17 protein-coding genes and 2 tRNA genes are annotated in these 15,177 nt (G+C 64.7%); 15 read left to right on the top strand and 4 right to left on the bottom strand.

Going from position 1 to position 15,177, the window contains the following annotated elements; all coding sequences use genetic code 11:
• Positions 1 to 13 precede the first annotated feature (13 nt).
• Positions 14 to 436, top strand: a complete 423-nt coding sequence (locus V6V88_RS00805) for a helix-turn-helix transcriptional regulator (protein ID WP_062840177.1) — start codon at positions 14 to 16, stop codon at positions 434 to 436.
• Here the strand turns inward: V6V88_RS00805 and V6V88_RS00800 are convergent.
• Complete coding sequence (locus V6V88_RS00800) at positions 433 to 1,590, bottom strand: trypsin-like peptidase domain-containing protein (RefSeq protein ID WP_338617271.1); 1,158 nt, start codon at positions 1,588 to 1,590, stop codon at positions 433 to 435. The genes V6V88_RS00805 and V6V88_RS00800 overlap by 4 nt on opposite strands.
• Before the next feature lie 19 nt (positions 1,591 to 1,609).
• Between V6V88_RS00800 and V6V88_RS00795 the strand changes: the two genes are divergently transcribed.
• Positions 1,610 to 2,386 carry a Nif3-like dinuclear metal center hexameric protein gene (locus tag V6V88_RS00795; RefSeq protein ID WP_062840175.1) on the top strand — a complete coding sequence of 259 codons (777 nt, stop codon included), beginning with the start codon at positions 1,610 to 1,612 and terminating at the stop codon, positions 2,384 to 2,386.
• A 52-nt stretch (positions 2,387 to 2,438) separates the two neighbouring features.
• Here V6V88_RS00795 and mscL read toward each other — a convergent pair whose 3' ends face one another.
• On the bottom strand, positions 2,439 to 2,885 hold the full coding sequence (gene mscL, locus V6V88_RS00790; RefSeq protein WP_338617269.1) for a large conductance mechanosensitive channel protein MscL: 447 nt from the start codon (positions 2,883 to 2,885) through the stop codon (positions 2,439 to 2,441).
• 138 nt (positions 2,886 to 3,023) lie between these two features.
• On the opposite strand from mscL, the gene petA reads away from it, so the two are divergent.
• The 8 genes from petA (at position 3,024) to V6V88_RS00750 (ending at position 8,545) form a co-directional block, all read left to right on the top strand.
• Entirely contained in the window at positions 3,024 to 3,665 is a 642-nt protein-coding gene (gene petA / locus V6V88_RS00785; RefSeq protein ID WP_062840173.1) for a ubiquinol-cytochrome c reductase iron-sulfur subunit, read from the top strand.
• A 74-nt stretch (positions 3,666 to 3,739) separates the two neighbouring features.
• The gene (locus V6V88_RS00780) at positions 3,740 to 5,128 is read left to right on the top strand and encodes a cytochrome bc complex cytochrome b subunit (RefSeq protein WP_056320424.1); all 1,389 of its coding nucleotides are present in this window, start codon (positions 3,740 to 3,742) and stop codon (positions 5,126 to 5,128) included.
• 24 nt (positions 5,129 to 5,152) lie between these two features.
• Complete coding sequence (locus V6V88_RS00775; RefSeq protein ID WP_062840172.1) at positions 5,153 to 6,004, top strand: cytochrome c1; 852 nt, start codon at positions 5,153 to 5,155, stop codon at positions 6,002 to 6,004.
• 151 nt (positions 6,005 to 6,155) lie between these two features.
• Positions 6,156 to 6,767, top strand: coding sequence for a glutathione S-transferase N-terminal domain-containing protein (locus tag V6V88_RS00770; protein ID WP_006388039.1), 612 nt, complete (start codon positions 6,156 to 6,158; stop codon positions 6,765 to 6,767).
• Positions 6,768 to 6,780: 13 nt separating this feature from the next.
• Entirely contained in the window at positions 6,781 to 7,233 is a 453-nt protein-coding gene (locus tag V6V88_RS00765; RefSeq protein ID WP_062840171.1) for a ClpXP protease specificity-enhancing factor, read from the top strand.
• Positions 7,234 to 7,301: 68 nt separating this feature from the next.
• A tRNA-Thr gene (locus V6V88_RS00760) sits at positions 7,302 to 7,377 on the top strand.
• 201 nt (positions 7,378 to 7,578) lie between these two features.
• The gene (locus tag V6V88_RS00755) at positions 7,579 to 8,337 is read left to right on the top strand and encodes a GAF domain-containing protein (RefSeq protein WP_223573846.1); all 759 of its coding nucleotides are present in this window, start codon (positions 7,579 to 7,581) and stop codon (positions 8,335 to 8,337) included.
• A 1-nt stretch (position 8,338) separates the two neighbouring features.
• Positions 8,339 to 8,545, top strand: coding sequence for a hypothetical protein (locus V6V88_RS00750; RefSeq protein ID WP_062840170.1), 207 nt, complete (start codon positions 8,339 to 8,341; stop codon positions 8,543 to 8,545).
• A 119-nt stretch (positions 8,546 to 8,664) separates the two neighbouring features.
• Here V6V88_RS00750 and V6V88_RS00745 read toward each other — a convergent pair whose 3' ends face one another.
• Positions 8,665 to 10,053 carry a gluconate:H+ symporter gene (locus V6V88_RS00745; RefSeq protein WP_338617266.1) on the bottom strand — a complete coding sequence of 463 codons (1,389 nt, stop codon included), beginning with the start codon at positions 10,051 to 10,053 and terminating at the stop codon, positions 8,665 to 8,667.
• A gap of 181 nt (positions 10,054 to 10,234) precedes the next feature.
• Between V6V88_RS00745 and V6V88_RS00740 the strand changes: the two genes are divergently transcribed.
• From V6V88_RS00740 to V6V88_RS00725, 4 genes are all read left to right on the top strand, one after another.
• Positions 10,235 to 10,310, top strand: a tRNA-Asn gene (locus V6V88_RS00740).
• Positions 10,311 to 10,479: 169 nt separating this feature from the next.
• Positions 10,480 to 11,373: a transcriptional regulator GcvA gene (gene gcvA / locus V6V88_RS00735; RefSeq protein WP_338617264.1), complete on the top strand. Its 894-nt coding sequence runs from the start codon at positions 10,480 to 10,482 to the stop codon at positions 11,371 to 11,373.
• Between the two features lie 108 nt (positions 11,374 to 11,481).
• Positions 11,482 to 11,955 carry a RidA family protein gene (locus V6V88_RS00730; RefSeq protein ID WP_128829732.1) on the top strand — a complete coding sequence of 158 codons (474 nt, stop codon included), beginning with the start codon at positions 11,482 to 11,484 and terminating at the stop codon, positions 11,953 to 11,955.
• Positions 11,956 to 11,980: 25 nt separating this feature from the next.
• Positions 11,981 to 13,177 carry an aminotransferase class V-fold PLP-dependent enzyme gene (locus tag V6V88_RS00725; protein ID WP_338617261.1) on the top strand — a complete coding sequence of 399 codons (1,197 nt, stop codon included), beginning with the start codon at positions 11,981 to 11,983 and terminating at the stop codon, positions 13,175 to 13,177.
• A gap of 13 nt (positions 13,178 to 13,190) precedes the next feature.
• Here V6V88_RS00725 and V6V88_RS00720 read toward each other — a convergent pair whose 3' ends face one another.
• Positions 13,191 to 14,096, bottom strand: coding sequence for a DMT family transporter (locus tag V6V88_RS00720; protein WP_152383130.1), 906 nt, complete (start codon positions 14,094 to 14,096; stop codon positions 13,191 to 13,193).
• Between the two features lie 172 nt (positions 14,097 to 14,268).
• Here V6V88_RS00720 and V6V88_RS00715 point away from each other — a divergent pair, with 172 nt between their 5' ends.
• Positions 14,269 to 15,159, top strand: a complete 891-nt coding sequence (locus V6V88_RS00715) for an AraC family transcriptional regulator (protein ID WP_338617260.1) — start codon at positions 14,269 to 14,271, stop codon at positions 15,157 to 15,159.
• The last annotated feature ends 18 nt before the right edge of the window (positions 15,160 to 15,177 follow it).

Here is a 15,177-nt window from a genome sequence, read left to right as displayed (position 1 = left end):
CTACATTGCAGTCATGTCGCTTTCTCAAAGACTGCGCACCCTCATGCGGTGGCGCGGCATCCATAGCCAGAACCAGCTTGCGCGCCTGTCGGGCGTGCCGCAGTCCTGCATTCATCGCATCCTTACCCGCGAAGACCGCTATTCACCCGCCCGCAATACGCTCGTGCGCCTGGCGCACGCCCTGGGCACCAGCGTGCCGTGGCTGACCGACGGCGTGGTGCCCGCCGCCGCGCCCGGGGCCAACTCAGCGCCCCGGCTGCCAGACGCCGCAGCCAATGGCGTCGATGGCTACTGCGCCGAAATCTGCGCGCGGCTTGCACCGCAACCCGACAGCACCAAGCGGCTGATCCTGGCGCTGGTGCGGGAACTGGCAGACAAGCCCGGCACCGGCATCAGCCCCGCCGCCGCCCGTGCGGTGGCGCGTAAATGCGCCTAGCGCGGCTTGCCCGGCCGTGTACCCACCACCACCGCCAGCTCCGCGGGCTTGCCGCCGCGCAATATGCCCAGCGCGGCCCGCTGGCCGGGCGGTAACTGCGCAATCTCCGATAGCAGGCTGGTCGTGTCCGCCACCCGCTTGCCATTGACCGACTGCACGATGTCGCCCACGCGCAAGCCGCCGCGCGCGCCCGGACCATCGCGCATGACGCCGGCAATGATCACCCCCGTCGTGTCGCGCGGCAACGCAAAGGCCCGCGCCAGTTCCGGCGTCACGTCCTGCGGCTCCACGCCCAGCCAGCCGCGCTTGACCGAACCGGTCTTGACGATATCGTCCATCACCTTGCGCGCAATTTCGATCGGCGTCGCAAACCCGATGCCCATCGACCCGCCAGATTCCGAATAGATGGCGGTATTGATGCCCACCAGGTTGCCGTAGGCGTCCACCAGCGCGCCGCCGGAATTGCCGGGGTTGATCGCCGCGTCGGTCTGGATGAAGTTCTCGTAGGTATTCAGGCCCAGGCCATTACGGCCCAGCGCCGACACGATGCCCTGCGTCGTCGTCTGTCCCACGCCAAACGGGTTGCCGATCGCCAGCACCACGTCGCCCACCCGCAGGCCTTTGTCGGATGCCAGCGTCGCGGCGGGCAGCTCGCGAAGGCTGGACAACTTGAGCACCGCCAGGTCCGTGTCCGGATCCGCGCCCACGACCTTGGCCGTGTCGCGCCGCCCGTCGCGCAGCGCCACCTCGATGGCGTCCGCGGCCTGCACCACGTGATAGTTGGTCAGCACGTAGCCGTCCGCGTTCACGATCACGCCCGAGCCCAGGCTGGTCGAGGCCTCCCGGCGGCTCGCGCCCGGCATCTGTCCAAAGAGCTGGCGCAGCACCGGGTCATCGGGCAGCGGGATCAACGGCACGTTCACGTGTTTGGTGGTGAATACGTTCACCACCGAGGGCGCCGCCTTTGCCACGCCGTCCGCGTACGACACCGCGCCTACGTCGCCGGCGGGCGCGCGCGCGGGCGCCGCTGTGGCCGGCAGGACCGCGCCGGGCCCGTTCACCCGCAGCAGGTCGGGCCGCAACGTCGTCACCACGAATAGAATACCCAGGCAGACCGTGACGGCCTGAGCGAAGATCAGCCAATATCGGCGCATGTTTCTAATAGGACTAGCAATGAATAAAGTGGACTCCCGCGTCCTGGCCAGCTGGCTGGACGACACCCTGCAGGCGGCCCGTTTCAAGGACTACTGTCCCAACGGGATGCAGGTGGAAGGCCGATCCGAGGTCGGACACATTATCACCGGTGTGACGGCCAGCGAAGCATTGCTGCGCGCCGCCGTCGAACGCGGCGCGGATGCGGTGCTGGTGCATCACGGCTGGATGTGGCGCAACGAAGACCGCCGCGTCATCGGCACCCGCCGCACCCGCATGGCTCTGACGCTGAAGAACGACCTGAATCTGTACGCCTACCATCTGCCGCTGGATGCGCACCCCACGCTGGGCAACAACGCGCAGCTGGCGCGTGTGCTGGGCCTGTCCCCCGCGCGGCGCGACGATGGCGCGCCCCTGACCTGCGGCCAGGACGGCCTGATCTGGCTGGGCGAGGCCAGCGGCCTGACAACCCTGGGCCAGTTGGGCGAGCGCGTGGCGCAACGCCTGGGCCGCCCGCCGCTCGTCGTGGGCGATCCGGACCAGCCGCTGGCGACCATCGCCTGGTGCACGGGCGGCGCCCAGGGCATGATGACCGACGCCGTGGATGCGGGCGCAAGCGTCTACATCACCGGCGAAGTTTCGGAATCCACGGTGCACCTGGCGCGTGAAACCGGCGTTGGCTTCATCGCGGCCGGCCACCACGCCACCGAACGCTACGGCGTCCAGGCGCTGGGACAGGCCGTGGCCGAGCGCTTCGGCGTCAAGGTCGAATTCGTGGATATCGACAATCCTGCCTGACCCTGGCGCCCCGTCAAAAAACAAAAGCGTCCCATCAGGGACGCTTTTTCATTTAGGGCCGCTTGAGCAGGTCGCGGATTTCGCGCAGCACGGCAACGTCTTCCGGCGTCTTGGCCGGCGCCGGCGCTTCCTCCTGCTTGTTGCGGGCCTTGTAGATGGCCTTGACCATCCAGAAGATCACGAACGCCAGCAGGACGAAATTGATGATGATGGTGACGAAGTTGCCCCACGCAAACACGTTGGCGCCAGCCTTGGTCAGCTCCGCGTAGGTCATCGGCCCGGAATAGCCCTCGGGCATCGACAGGACGAGGAATTTATTCGAGAAATCGACCGATCCGCCCAGGATGAAATTGACGAGCGGCATGATGATGTCCCGCACCAGCGAGTCGACGATCCTGCCGAAGGCCGCGCCGATAATGACACCGACGGCCAGATCGACCGCGTTGCCCTTGACCGCGAAATCTCGAAACTCTTTGACGAAACCAGTCGATTTGCTCATAAATCCGCTCCATTCGTGATACGCCTGGGGTAGGCTGGCCTATAATACGCGGTTGCTATGTTGTTACATATTCCCGCGAACCCGATGCCGCAGAAGTGATGCTACTCGTTGAGCGGGCGCATCAACAAGGATAGGAAGATGAGTCAGGATACGCTGGTGCATGACGATGACGGTGCGGTTGATCCCAACCTGCCACCTGATCCTTCGCGACGTTTCTGGGTTACCACCGCCTGTGCTGTGGGCGGCGTAGCAGGTGTCGCAACGGCAGTGCCGCTTGTGAGCACGTTTTCTCCCTCTGAAAAAGCCCGTGCGGCCGGGGCGCCCGTTGAGGTTGATGTCGGCGACATTCCCGTCGGCGCCATGAAAACGGTCGAATGGCGCGGCAAACCGGTGTGGATCATCCACCGCTCGCCCGAGCAGCTCGCCGGTTTGAAAGGGCTGGATTCCCAGCTCGCCGATCCGCAATCCAAACGGCCCGGCTTCACTCCTCCCTATGCCGAAAACGAAGCCCGCTCGCGCAAGCCCGAGCTCTTCGTCTGCGTCGGCATCTGCACGCACCTGGGTTGCTCGCCCACCGCGCACTTCGAAACGGGTGGCGGCGGCGGTCTGGGCGCGGATTGGCAAGGCGGATTCCTCTGTCCCTGCCACGGCTCCACGTTCGACCTGGCTGGCCGGGTCTTCAAGAACAAGCCTGCTCCCGATAATCTCGAAGTTCCGCCGTACCAGTACCTCAGCGACACCCGCATCATCGTGGGCGTCGATGAAGACAACAAGGCCTGACGCTCGCGTCGCGCTTTTTTCCCGATCTACGTAAGTAAAAACAATACGCCACGTATTAGAGAAGGAGCCGTTACATGGCTGGCGAGAAAACCGTCGAGACGACAGGCCTGTTGGGCTGGCTGGACCGGCGCTTCCCGGTGACCTCCACCTGGAAAGCCCATCTGTCCGAGTATTACGCACCCAAGAATTTCAACTTCTGGTATTTCTTTGGCTCGCTGGCGCTTCTGGTGCTGGTGCTGCAGATCGTGACCGGCATCTTCCTGGTCATGCACTACAAGCCGGACGCCGAGCGCGCGTTCCAATCCGTCGAATACATCATGCGCGAGGTCCCGTGGGGCTGGCTGGTGCGCTACATGCACTCGACCGGCGCCTCGATGTTCTTCGTCGTCGTCTACCTGCACATGCTGCGCGGCCTGCTCTACGGTTCCTACCGCAAGCCCCGCGAACTGGTGTGGATCTTCGGCGTTGCGATCTTCCTCTGTCTGATGGCCGAAGCGTTCTTCGGCTACCTGCTGCCCTGGGGCCAGATGTCGTACTGGGGCGCCCAGGTGATCGTGAACCTGTTCGCGGCCATCCCGTTCATCGGCCCTGAGCTGTCCATCTGGATCCGCGGCGACTACGTCGTGTCCGACGCCACGCTGAACCGCTTCTTCGCCTTCCACGTCATCGCCATTCCGCTGGTGCTGATCGGCCTGGTTGCCGCGCACCTGGTGGCGCTGCACGAAGTCGGCTCCAACAACCCGGACGGCGTCGAGATCAAGCAGGGCCCGAAGGACAAGTACGGCCGCCCGAAAGACGGCATCCCGTTCCATCCGTTCTACTCGGTGCATGACCTGGTGGGCGTGGCGGGCTTCCTGCTGGTGTTCGCGGCCATCGTGTTCTTCGCGCCGGAAATGGGCGGGTACTTCCTCGAGTTCAACAACTTCATTCCCGCTGACTCGCTGAAGACGCCTCCGCACATTGCGCCGGTCTGGTACTTCACGCCGTTCTACTCGATGCTCCGCGCCACCACCGATGAATTCACGTGGGTGCTGGCGGGCGCGTCGGTGCTGGGCGCCATCGTGCTGTTTGCCAAGAGCAACCTGAAGGGCTTCATGCGCATCGCCGTCCCCGGCATCCTGATCGTCGTCGCCGTGCTGCTGCGCGTCATCGACGCCAAGTTCTGGGGTGTGGTTGCCATGGGCGGCACGGTCGTCATCCTGTTCTTCCTGCCCTGGCTGGATCATTCGCCGGTCAAGTCGATCCGCTACCGCCCCACGTGGCACAAGTGGATCTACGGCATCTTCATGGTCAACTTCCTGGTGCTTGGCTACATCGGTACGCAGCCGCCCAGTCCGCCGTTGAACCTGACGTCGCAGATCGGCACGCTGCTGTACCTGGCCTTCTTCTTCCTGATGCCGGTATGGAGCCGCCTGGGCACCTTCAAGCAAGTGCCCGACCGCGTCACGTTCCACGCCCACTGAGCCAACGAGAATAACGGACTAACCATGATCAAGAAGCTGATTGGTGCCGTGGCCTTGATGCTCACGTGTACCGCTACCTTTGCCGCCGGAGGCGGCTATCCGCTGGACAAGGCGCCTTACCGCGTCAACGACATGGCGTCGCTGCAAAACGGCGCCAAGCTGTTCGTCAACTACTGCCTGAACTGTCATAGCGCATCCTCGATGCGCTACAACAAGCTCCGGGACATCGGGCTGACCGACGAGCAGATCAAGGAAAGCCTGCTGTTCACCGGCGAAAAGATTGGCGACATGATGCACGTTGCCATGACGCCGAAGGACGCCAAGGCCTGGTTTGGCACGACGCCCCCGGACTTGTCCGTGATCGCCCGCGCCAAATCCGTGAACGCCGGGCCCTCGGGATCCGACTATCTGTACACCTACCTGCGAACCTTTTACCGCGACACGTCGCGCGCCACGGGCTGGAACAACCTGGTCTTCCCGTCGGTCGGCATGCCGCATGCCCTCTGGCAGGAACAGGGTCCGCGCGAGCTGACCACGGTCGCTGTCCACGAGGTCGAAGGCAAGGACGGCGCCCCCAAAACCTGGGAACGCGTCACAACGGTGTACGATGCACAGGGTTTTGCCACGGTGAAGGCCGAGCCGTTAGCCAATCACCATGGCCATGCCACCTTCGATGCCAAATTCAAGGCCGCCAACCCGGCCCAAACCGCAACATACGACAACGACGTCGCTGATCTGACCGCATTCATGTCCTGGATGGCCGAGCCCGTCCAGACACTGCGTGTCCGCATCGGCGTCGGCGTCATGTTGTTCCTGCTCCTGTTCTTCTTTGTTACGTGGCGCCTGAATGCCTCGTACTGGAAACACGTGCGCTAACCGTAACGCCCCGCCAGGTTCCCCAGCCACCCCGTCTATCGGGGACGGAAGAGGCGGATAGGGCCGTACGCCTATCCTGCCTGGCAATTGGGGCCAGCGCCTGCTAGATTTAGGCGCTGGCCTTTCGTTTTTCAATAAAGGACTTACCGCCATGATGGTGCTCTATTCCGGAACCACGTGTCCGTTTTCGCAACGCTGCCGCTTCGTGTTGTTCGAAAAGGGTATGGATTTCGAGATCCGCGACATCGACCTGTACAACAAGCCCGAAGACATCTCGGTGATGAACCCGTACGGTCAAGTGCCCATTCTGGTCGAACGCGACCTGGTTCTGTACGAGTCGAACATCATCAACGAGTACATCGACGAGCGCTTCCCGCACCCGCAGCTCATGCCCGCCGACCCGGTCATGCGCGCCCGCACGCGTCTGTTCCTCTACAACTTCGAGAAGGAACTCTTCGTTCACGTCTCGACGCTGGAAGACCGCAGCGCCAAGCCCGACGAAAAGAAGCTCGCCAACGCTCGCCAGAACATCCGCGACCGTCTGGCCCAGTTGGCCCCGATGCTGCTCAAGAACAAGTACATGCTGGGCGAGGAATTCTCCATGCTCGACGTGGCCGTCGCACCGCTGCTCTGGCGCCTGGACCACTACGGCATCGAACTGCCCAAGAATGCGGCTCCGCTGCAAAAGTACGCCGAACGCATCTTCTCGCGCCCGGCCTACATCGAAGCGCTGACGCCTTCGGAAAAAGTGATGCGTCGCTAAGGCTGGTTGTGTAATGGGTGAAACTTCGACCAAACCGTATCTGATCCGCGCACTGCACGAATGGTGCACCGATAACGGCTACACGCCGTACATCACCGTGCAGGTCGACGAGCACACCATGGTGCCCGTCGCCCACGTGCGCGACGGCCAGATCACGCTGAACGTGGGCACGCTGGCCACCAACCGTCTGGTGCTGGGCAACGAATTCATTGAATTTCAGGCCCGCTTCAGCGGCGTGACCGAAAACGTCTACGTTCCCGTGGGCGCCGTCAGCGCCATCTATGCGCGCGAAACCGGCGCCGGCATGGGCTTTGAGGTCCAGCCCTACGAGCCGCCCGAAGCCGGCGCCCAGGGCGCCTCGCCGGCCCCTGCCGCCCCGGAAGGCTCTGACGCCAATCCCGCCCCTGGCGACGACGACGGCGACGACGACGAACCCAAGCGCCCGCGCCTGACCATCGTCAAATAACGACCCCACGAGAGGGGCTGCATTTTTTTCATTACAATGCAGTCCCTGCGCGTGCCCCGGCACGCATCGCCGGTGTAGCTCAGTTGGTAGAGCAGCTCACTTGTAATGAGAAGGTCGAGGGTTCGATTCCTTTCACCGGCACCAAAGAAATACCCCAGCAAAAAGGCCGATTCCTTGTGGATCGGCCTTTTTGTTTGCAGGTCCGGCAAGTGCGCCTAGGTCGAGAATTCCAGAGGAGCAGCGGCATGGACTTTGGTCTGATTTGTTGGCTCCCTCATCGGTGCTTTCCCGCTTTGCGGCAGACGCAAGCTAGAATTTCCTTCCCCTCCATGGAGACCGGGCGGCATGAATTCAAACCATCTTCCCGGAGCACAGCGTAAGCGTTTCTGGCAGAAGAAGTGGCCCCGGGAAGTGCTGTTCAATGGTCCCCCTATCATCGTTGCGGGCACCGCTGCCGTAAAGAGTTGGCGTGAACCACTTTTCGATCCCTGGATTTTTGGGCTTGCTTCTGCGGCATGCGTTTGGCTGTTGCTCGCCACCATCGTTCGCGTTGCCACGGCCCGCGCCGAAGATCGGAACGACGTCCCAGACGTCCTGCACGAAGGTCTTTACGCCGCTGTGTCCACGGTGCAAACCATGCTCTCCGAGTGGTGCGTGAAGCGACAATGCGGCTCTGATATCCGCGCAACGTTCCATCGCGTTGTACCCCCGATCCAGGAGCCTCGTGAAATCGAGCAGATCGTCAATTACGCGGGTTCCAGGGGCGAGGGTGTCGGCAGGATGTTCTCGATCCACACAGGCATAACGGGCCGGGCGATTCGCAACAAGAAGCCTCTTGTAATGTCCAGCCAGAATGGTTCAGAGGAGCAGCTTCGCACCGAATTGGTGGAGGAATGGGGTTACACCGAAGCAGAGGCGCGCAGACTTGGCCCCGGCCGGTTCTCCGCCATGGCAATTCCCGTCCTGGACCGCTCTGGACAGCACCCGATCGGCGTGATTTACTTCGATTCAAGCGACCGCGCGCTCTTCGAGCGCGACGATGTTGTGGAAATAGTTGGTGCGGGCACCAAGGCCATTAGCGACTTCGTCACGAAAAGGTACTGATATGAAATCCGCGACCAGACAGTTCGCCGCAACGTTCGTCAAGGAATCCAAGCTGATTTCAAAGCCGGGCGCAATCATGCGGGTGCGTGAGCTCACGCTTACCGATTTCGGCTTGCGAGCAATTACCAGCGGAAGTGTTGGCATCAGGCAGGGGGCACGTGAAGATACCGGTCCCCCGGCCCCAATGAAGAAGATGGTGTCCACCTGAACTCACGAAAAAATGGAAGTCCCTGCACTTCCATTTTTTTTGGGAAGTTCAAAAGTCAGAATTGCCGTAGGTTGGCGGTGACACCAATTGCGTGTCAGGAGCTGAACTAGCCACCCGCATCACCCCAGCGCCGGCAACATATCAAACAGCAGCACCATCACCAACCCCACCACCGACACGATCGACTGCACCACGGAAATCGTCTTCGTGGCTTCGCCCATGGTCATGCCGAACGATTCCTTCACCATCCAGAATCCGGCGTGATTCGCGTAGTTGAAGAACAGCGAACCGCAGCCGATGGACAGGGCCAGCAGCGGCAAATTCAGGGTGGGGTCCGCGCCAGCCAGTGGCGCCAGCAAACCCGCGGCGCCGACGATGCCGACCGTGGCCGAGCCGGTGGAGACCGACAGCAGCATGGCGATCAGCCAGCCCAGGATCAGCGGCGGGAAAGCGAACTGGTGGGTCAGGTGGACGATGGCGTCGCCGACCTTGGCGTTCGTCAGGACCTGCTGGAAGGCGCCGCCGCCGGCGATGATGAGCATGATGCCGGCGATGGGCTTTAAGCTCTGGCCCAGCGCGCCACGCAGCTTTTCCGCGTCGCCGCCGCGCAGGAAGACCAGCGTCACGGCTGCAAACAGCACGCCCAGCAGCATCGCGACGACGGGGTTGCCGAGGAACGCGGCAACGTGCGTCACGCTCGAGTCCTTGGGCAGCAGCATTTCGGCCACGGCGTGAACCAGCATCAGCAGGGCGGGCAGCAGCGCCGCCAGCACGCCCAGTCCGACGCTAGGCGCGTTATTGCCGCCAGGGCTGTCGGTAGACGCCGTGAACTGCTCGAGCAGGGCCTCGTCCGGCCGCGTCGTCATGCGCGGGGCGATGAACGCGCCATAGAGCGGCCCGCCGAAGATCATGGCCGGCAGCGCCGCGATGAAGCCGTAGATCATCGTGGGGCCCACCGTGGTCTTGAGCGTGGCGATGGCGGTCAGCGGGCCGGGATGCGGGGGCACCATGCCGTGCATGGCTGCCAGCGCGGAAATCACCGGCACGCCCACGTAGACGTAGGCCGAGCCCTTGAAGCGCGCCTGGCTTTCCAGCTTGCGCGCCACGCTGAAGATCAGCGGCAGCATCACCACCAGGCCCACTTCGAAGAACATGGGGATGCCGATAACGAACGCCACCAGCGTCATCGCCCACGGAATCAGGCGGGCAGAGGTGTGGCGCAGGATGGCGTTGGCCAGGCGTTCGGTGGTGCCCGAATCCGCGAGGATCTTGCCCAGCATGGCGCCCAGCGCGATCACCACGCCCACGGCGCCCAGCGTCTTGCCGGCGCCATCGGTCAGGCTCTTGACGATGGCGCCCGGGGCCATGCCCGTCGCGAAGCCGACGCCGATGGATACGATCAGGAGCGCCAGCAGCGGGTGCATGCGCAGACGCGAGACGATCAGCGCGACCAGGACCAGAACGCTCACCAGGGCGGTGAGCAGCAATTGAATGTCGAACGAAGACATGACGTGAACCCAGAAAAGACGAGAGAGGTTGCGAGCCTTCCTTCTTCTGGCGGCCATGATACGGGATCGGGATGACGGCAAGCTTGAAAAACAGGGCCGGCCTCACCAGCCAAAACCGCAATTTTTCGCCTCGCTTTGCATTCTTCCGATTTTTTGTGCATAATTCGCCCCCTCTACCTGTTCCCCGATAGCTCAGTCGGTAGAGCGACGGACTGTTAATCCGCAGGTCGCTGGTTCGAGCCCAGCTCGGGGAGCCAAGAATTTGCAGTACCGCAGTACCCTTAAAAAAGCCCGCAACGTGTTTGCGGGCTTTTTGCATTGGCGTGCCAAGCTGCCGTCCGGGCCCGGGTTGTCGACGCCCAGGTTGCCAAGCCGTGTGCATCGCGTAGCATGGCCCGGGTCCGCACCTTCCCGCCCTGCACACCGATGCGTTCATCGCGATCCCTGCCGCCCCTGGTTTCCCTGCGCGCCTTCGAAGCGGCCGCGCGGCGGCTGAGCTTTTCGCAAGCCGCGGAAGATCTGTTTGTCACGCAAAGCGCCATCAGCCATCACATCCAGCGCCTGGAAAAAGAACTGGGCGTCGCGCTCTTCGAACGGCGCACGCGCGCCGTGGCGCTGACCGCGGCGGGCCAGACCTACTTCCGCAGCGTGCATGCGGCATTTGAACTGCTGCGCCAGGGCACCGACGCATTGCGCGCGCCCGAGCCGGCGCGCTACACCCTGCGGATCGGATTGCTGGCGTCGTTCGCCACGCGCTGGCTGGCAACGCGTCTGCCCGCCTTTGCGGCCGCGCATCCTCACATCGATCTGCAACTGCAACCCGACATCGCGCTGGCCGATGTGGCGGGCGGAGAGGTCGACGCCGCGATCCGTTATGGCCGTGGCGGCTGGCCCGGCGTGCGCAGCACGTTGCTGATGACCGAACGCCTGTCCGTCGTATGCGCGCCCGCGCTGGTCGCGGGCAGGAAGCGGCCGAAGACGCCCGCCGATCTGCTGCGTCATCCGCTGCTGGTCTCTCACGCGCGGCACCAGTTCGAATGGGACGCCTGGGCGCACGCGTTTGGATTGGATCTGGGCGCGGCCCGCACGGTGCGTCTGCACGACTACAACATCGTCGTCGAAGCCGCGCTGGCCGGCCAGGGCCTGGCGATGGGCCGCGAGCGGCTGATCTCCTCGCACCTGGCCAGCGGCGCGCTGGTGCAAGCCCTGCCGGGCGCGGTACTGCAAGACCCGCGCATCGGCTGGTGGTTCGTCACGCCGCGCGGGCCGCTGAGCGCGCCGGTTCAGGCGCTGCACGACTGGCTGGCGCAGACACATTAGTTTTACTCATACCTACTTCGCAAGAATTGATTGGTCAGGCCACGCCGCGGCCGATAGCATCGGGGGAGCGTCAAGACGCGCTTTCCCTTTTTTCATAGGTGATTCGATATGACCCGCAGCATTTCCGCCCGCGTTGCCGAGCTTGGCCTGACCCTGGATCCCGCCTCCGCCCCGGCCGCGAACTATGTGCCGTTTGTGCAGGAGGGCAACCTGCTCTACATCTCGGGCCAGATCTCCCGCAAGGATGGCAAGGCCGCGTATCTGGGCCAATTGGGCCACCAGGTGTCTGACGCCGACGGCGTTCAGGCTGCGCGCGCCAGCGCCCTGGGCATCCTGGCGCAGATCGCTGCCGCCACGGGCGACCGCCTGGACCGCGTGGCACGTGTCGTGAAGCTGGGCGTGTTCGTCGCCAGCGCCCCGGACTTCAATCGCCAAAGCGTCATCGCCAACGGCGCGTCGGACCTGATGGTCGACGTCTTCGGCGACGCCGGACGCCATGCGCGCAGCGCCGTCGGCGTGGCCGCCCTGCCGCAGGGCGTGTCCGTGGAAGTCGAGGCCGTCATCGCGCTGACCCCGGCCTGATACGCCCCACCCGACAGGAACCGCCATGACCGCCCCCCTGACCCCGAGCGCCATCCAGGCGCTTCGCGCCCACGCGCCCGGCACGCAAAGCTCGGTGCATTTCAATCACGCCGGCGCATCCTTGCCGTCCACGGCCTCGATCCAGGCCATTCACGCGCATCTGAAGCGTGAAGCGGCGCAGGGTCCGATGGAAGCGGGCGTGGCGGCGCGCGACCTGACCGAAGCGGCCCGCACGCTGGCCGCACAGCTGTTGAACGCGCAGGTCGAGGAGATCGCGCTGACCGGCGGCAACTCGCCGGGCTGGGGCGCCGCCTTTGCGGCGCTGCCGGCCTGGCGGCCCGGTGACCGCATTCTGGTGGGCCGTCACGAATGGGGCGGCAACCTGGCGGCCATGCGGCTGATCGCGCAGCGCGCGGGCGCCACGCTGGAGACCATCCCCTCGGACGACAGCGGCTGCGTGGATCCGCAGGCGCTGGAAGCCATGCTGGACGACAGGGTGCGGCTCATTGCGCTGACGTGGCTGCCCGCCAACGGCGGCCTCATCAATCCGGCCGCCGCGATCGGACGCGTGGCGCGCAAGCACGATATTCCCTATTTCGTGGACGGCGCCCAGGCAGTAGGGCAGATTCCCATCGACGTGCGGCAAGTCGGTTGCGACGTGCTGAGCGGCGCGGGCCGCAAGGCCTTGCGCGGACCGCGCGGCACCGGGCTGCTGTACGTGCGGCGCGAATTCCTGGATCGGCTCACGCCCGCCTTCGTGGACACGCATTCCGCGCCGCTGGGCGTGGACGGGGAACCCGTGCTGCGCGCCGATGCCGCACGCCTGGAATCCGCCGAAAATTCATTGGCGCTGCGTTGCGGCCTGGCCAATGCCCTGCGCGAAGCGCTGGATCTGGGCCTGGACACGATCCGCGCCACCATCGACGCCACTGCCCAGGCGCTGCGCGCCGAACTGGCGGCCATTCCCGGCGTGTCGATGCTGGACCAGGGGCGCGAGCAATCAGGGCTGGTCGCCTTCAACCTGGCCGGACAGGACGCGGCCGATGTTCAGCGCGCGCTGGCTGCACAGGGCATCACCATCGGCAGCAACGGCGTGCCGTACACGCCGCTGGACATGCAGGCCCGTGGTCTGGACCGGATCGCCCGCGCGTCCGTGAGCTATCTGACGAGCGGCGACGAAATCGATCGCCTGCTGCGGGCCTTGCGCAAGCTGGCGGCCTAGCGCGGCAATGGGCTCAGGCGCGGCCGGCCAGCGCCGGGCGCTTGGAAAACGGCGACCATTTCGTGAAGACGAGCAGGTTGCCCAGCATCACCAGCGCAAGGCCGGCGATTGCATAAGGTGTCCAGCGGTAGCCTTCGACCACCGTCGATATGCTTAGCGCCACGACCGGAAACAGCACCGTGCAATAGGCGGCCCGTGCGGGCCCCATGCGGCCGACCAGCGTCAGATACGCGGTAAAGCCCACCACGGAACCCACCACGGCCAGATACAGCAACGCGCCCACGTAAGCGGGCGACGAATCGAAGCTGAACGGCACGCCCGCGGCCAGGCAGCCGGCCAGCAGGATGCCCGCCCCGTAAAGCATGCTGTAGGCGTTGCCGGTCAGCGGCCGGATGCCCGCGCGCTGCTGCAGGGACGACAGCATGTTGCCCGTGGAAAAGCACAGGGTGCCGAGCAGCGCAAAGCCCAGGCCCAGCAGCGTCTCGTGGCTGGCCTGCTGGCTTGCCAGTTCCGGCCAGAAAAGCAGCACCAGGCCGCAAAACCCCAGCGCGCCCGCCGCCATGATGCGTGGCGCGATGCGCGTGCCGAACCAGAGCCGCGCATTGAGCGCGTTCCACAGCGTGGCGGCCGAAAACACCACCGACACCAGGCCGCTGGGGATCCACTGCGTGGCCGAATAGAAGCACAGGAAGTTCAGGCAGAACAGGCACAGGCCCTGACCCACGCACAGCCAATGACCGCGCCGGTCCAGCTTTTGCAGTTTGCGCAGGACAAGCAGCGCCACGAACAGCAGCAGGCCCGCCAGCGCGAAGCGGTAGAAGATCGACACCGGGATGGCCACCACGCCAAGCTGCAGCTTGATGGCGATCCAGGTGGAGCCCCAGATCAGGACGGTGAGCAGATACAGGGAAAGATTCATGATGCGACGGGCGCGGCAGGCCGCGCGAAGTGCTGATACGGACATCGGCGGCCATGTTTGATCGCCGGGCATCCAGTGTGCGCCCCGATGCCACGCCGCGATTGCCGGTTCTTGCGCTTTTGTCCGAATCGGGCGCGTCAAGCGCCCGTGGACGGGAGTAGCATTCCTTTCCATGGGCACCCCCGCTACGGCTCCGGCCGATTTCTCTGTTTTCCGCACGCTGTCGCGTTCGACCGCGACGCTTGAGCGCGCCGCGTCGCTGGGCGAGGGCATGGCGATCTCGCAGTGGTCGCGCACCGCCCGCGAAACGCTGGGCTACGAAACGCCCGGCCATCACACGCTGTCGCTATACCTGCGGGGCGGAGACCGGTCGTTTCGCGTGGGCCAGGACTCGCTGCATGGCGGCGCGGGCAAATTCTGCGTGCTGCCCGCCGAGCACCATTCCCGCTGGAGCATGAACGACAACGTGCATTTCCTGCACCTGTACATCGCCCCGCAGCGGCTGGCCCGCGAAGCCGTCATGCGGCTGGACTGCGAACCGCGGACGCTGGAACTGCGCGACCGCACCTACATCCACGACGACTCGCTGATCGACGTCTGCCGCCGACTCCTGGGCACGGACTGGAACCAGCCCGCCGACCGGCTGGCCGCCAGCAGCGCCGCCGAGACCGTGCTGCACCACCTGCTGACGCAGGGTGTCACGCGCAAGACCCCGCAACCGGTCCGCGGCGGCCTGGCGCCAGGCGTGCGCCGCCGCGTCATGGACTATGTGGACGCGCATCTGGCCGATGCCCTGACGCTGGACGAACTGGCCGGCGTCGCCGCGCTGTCCACGTATCACTTTGCCCGCATGTTCCATGCCTCGTTCGGCGAGCCGCCGCATGCCTGGGTGCGCGGCCGGCGCCTGGCCCGCGCCCGCAGCCTGCTGGCGGTCGGCAAAGGCGACCTGGCGGCCATTGCGCAAGCCAGCGGCTTTGGAAGCGCCAGCCACCTTGCCCGTGTCTTTCGCGATGCCATCGGCGTCACGCCGGGCCAGTATCGCAGCGCGCGCGCCAGCCACTGACCCGCCGATCCGGGATGC

Source organism: Achromobacter sp. E1 (assembly GCF_037039475.1).
In the GTDB taxonomy this organism is placed as follows: Bacteria; Pseudomonadota; Gammaproteobacteria; order Burkholderiales; family Burkholderiaceae_B; genus Achromobacter; species Achromobacter mucicolens.
The sequence above is the reverse complement of the archived record's forward strand: the minus strand, read 5'-3'. Positions and strand labels throughout refer to the sequence as shown.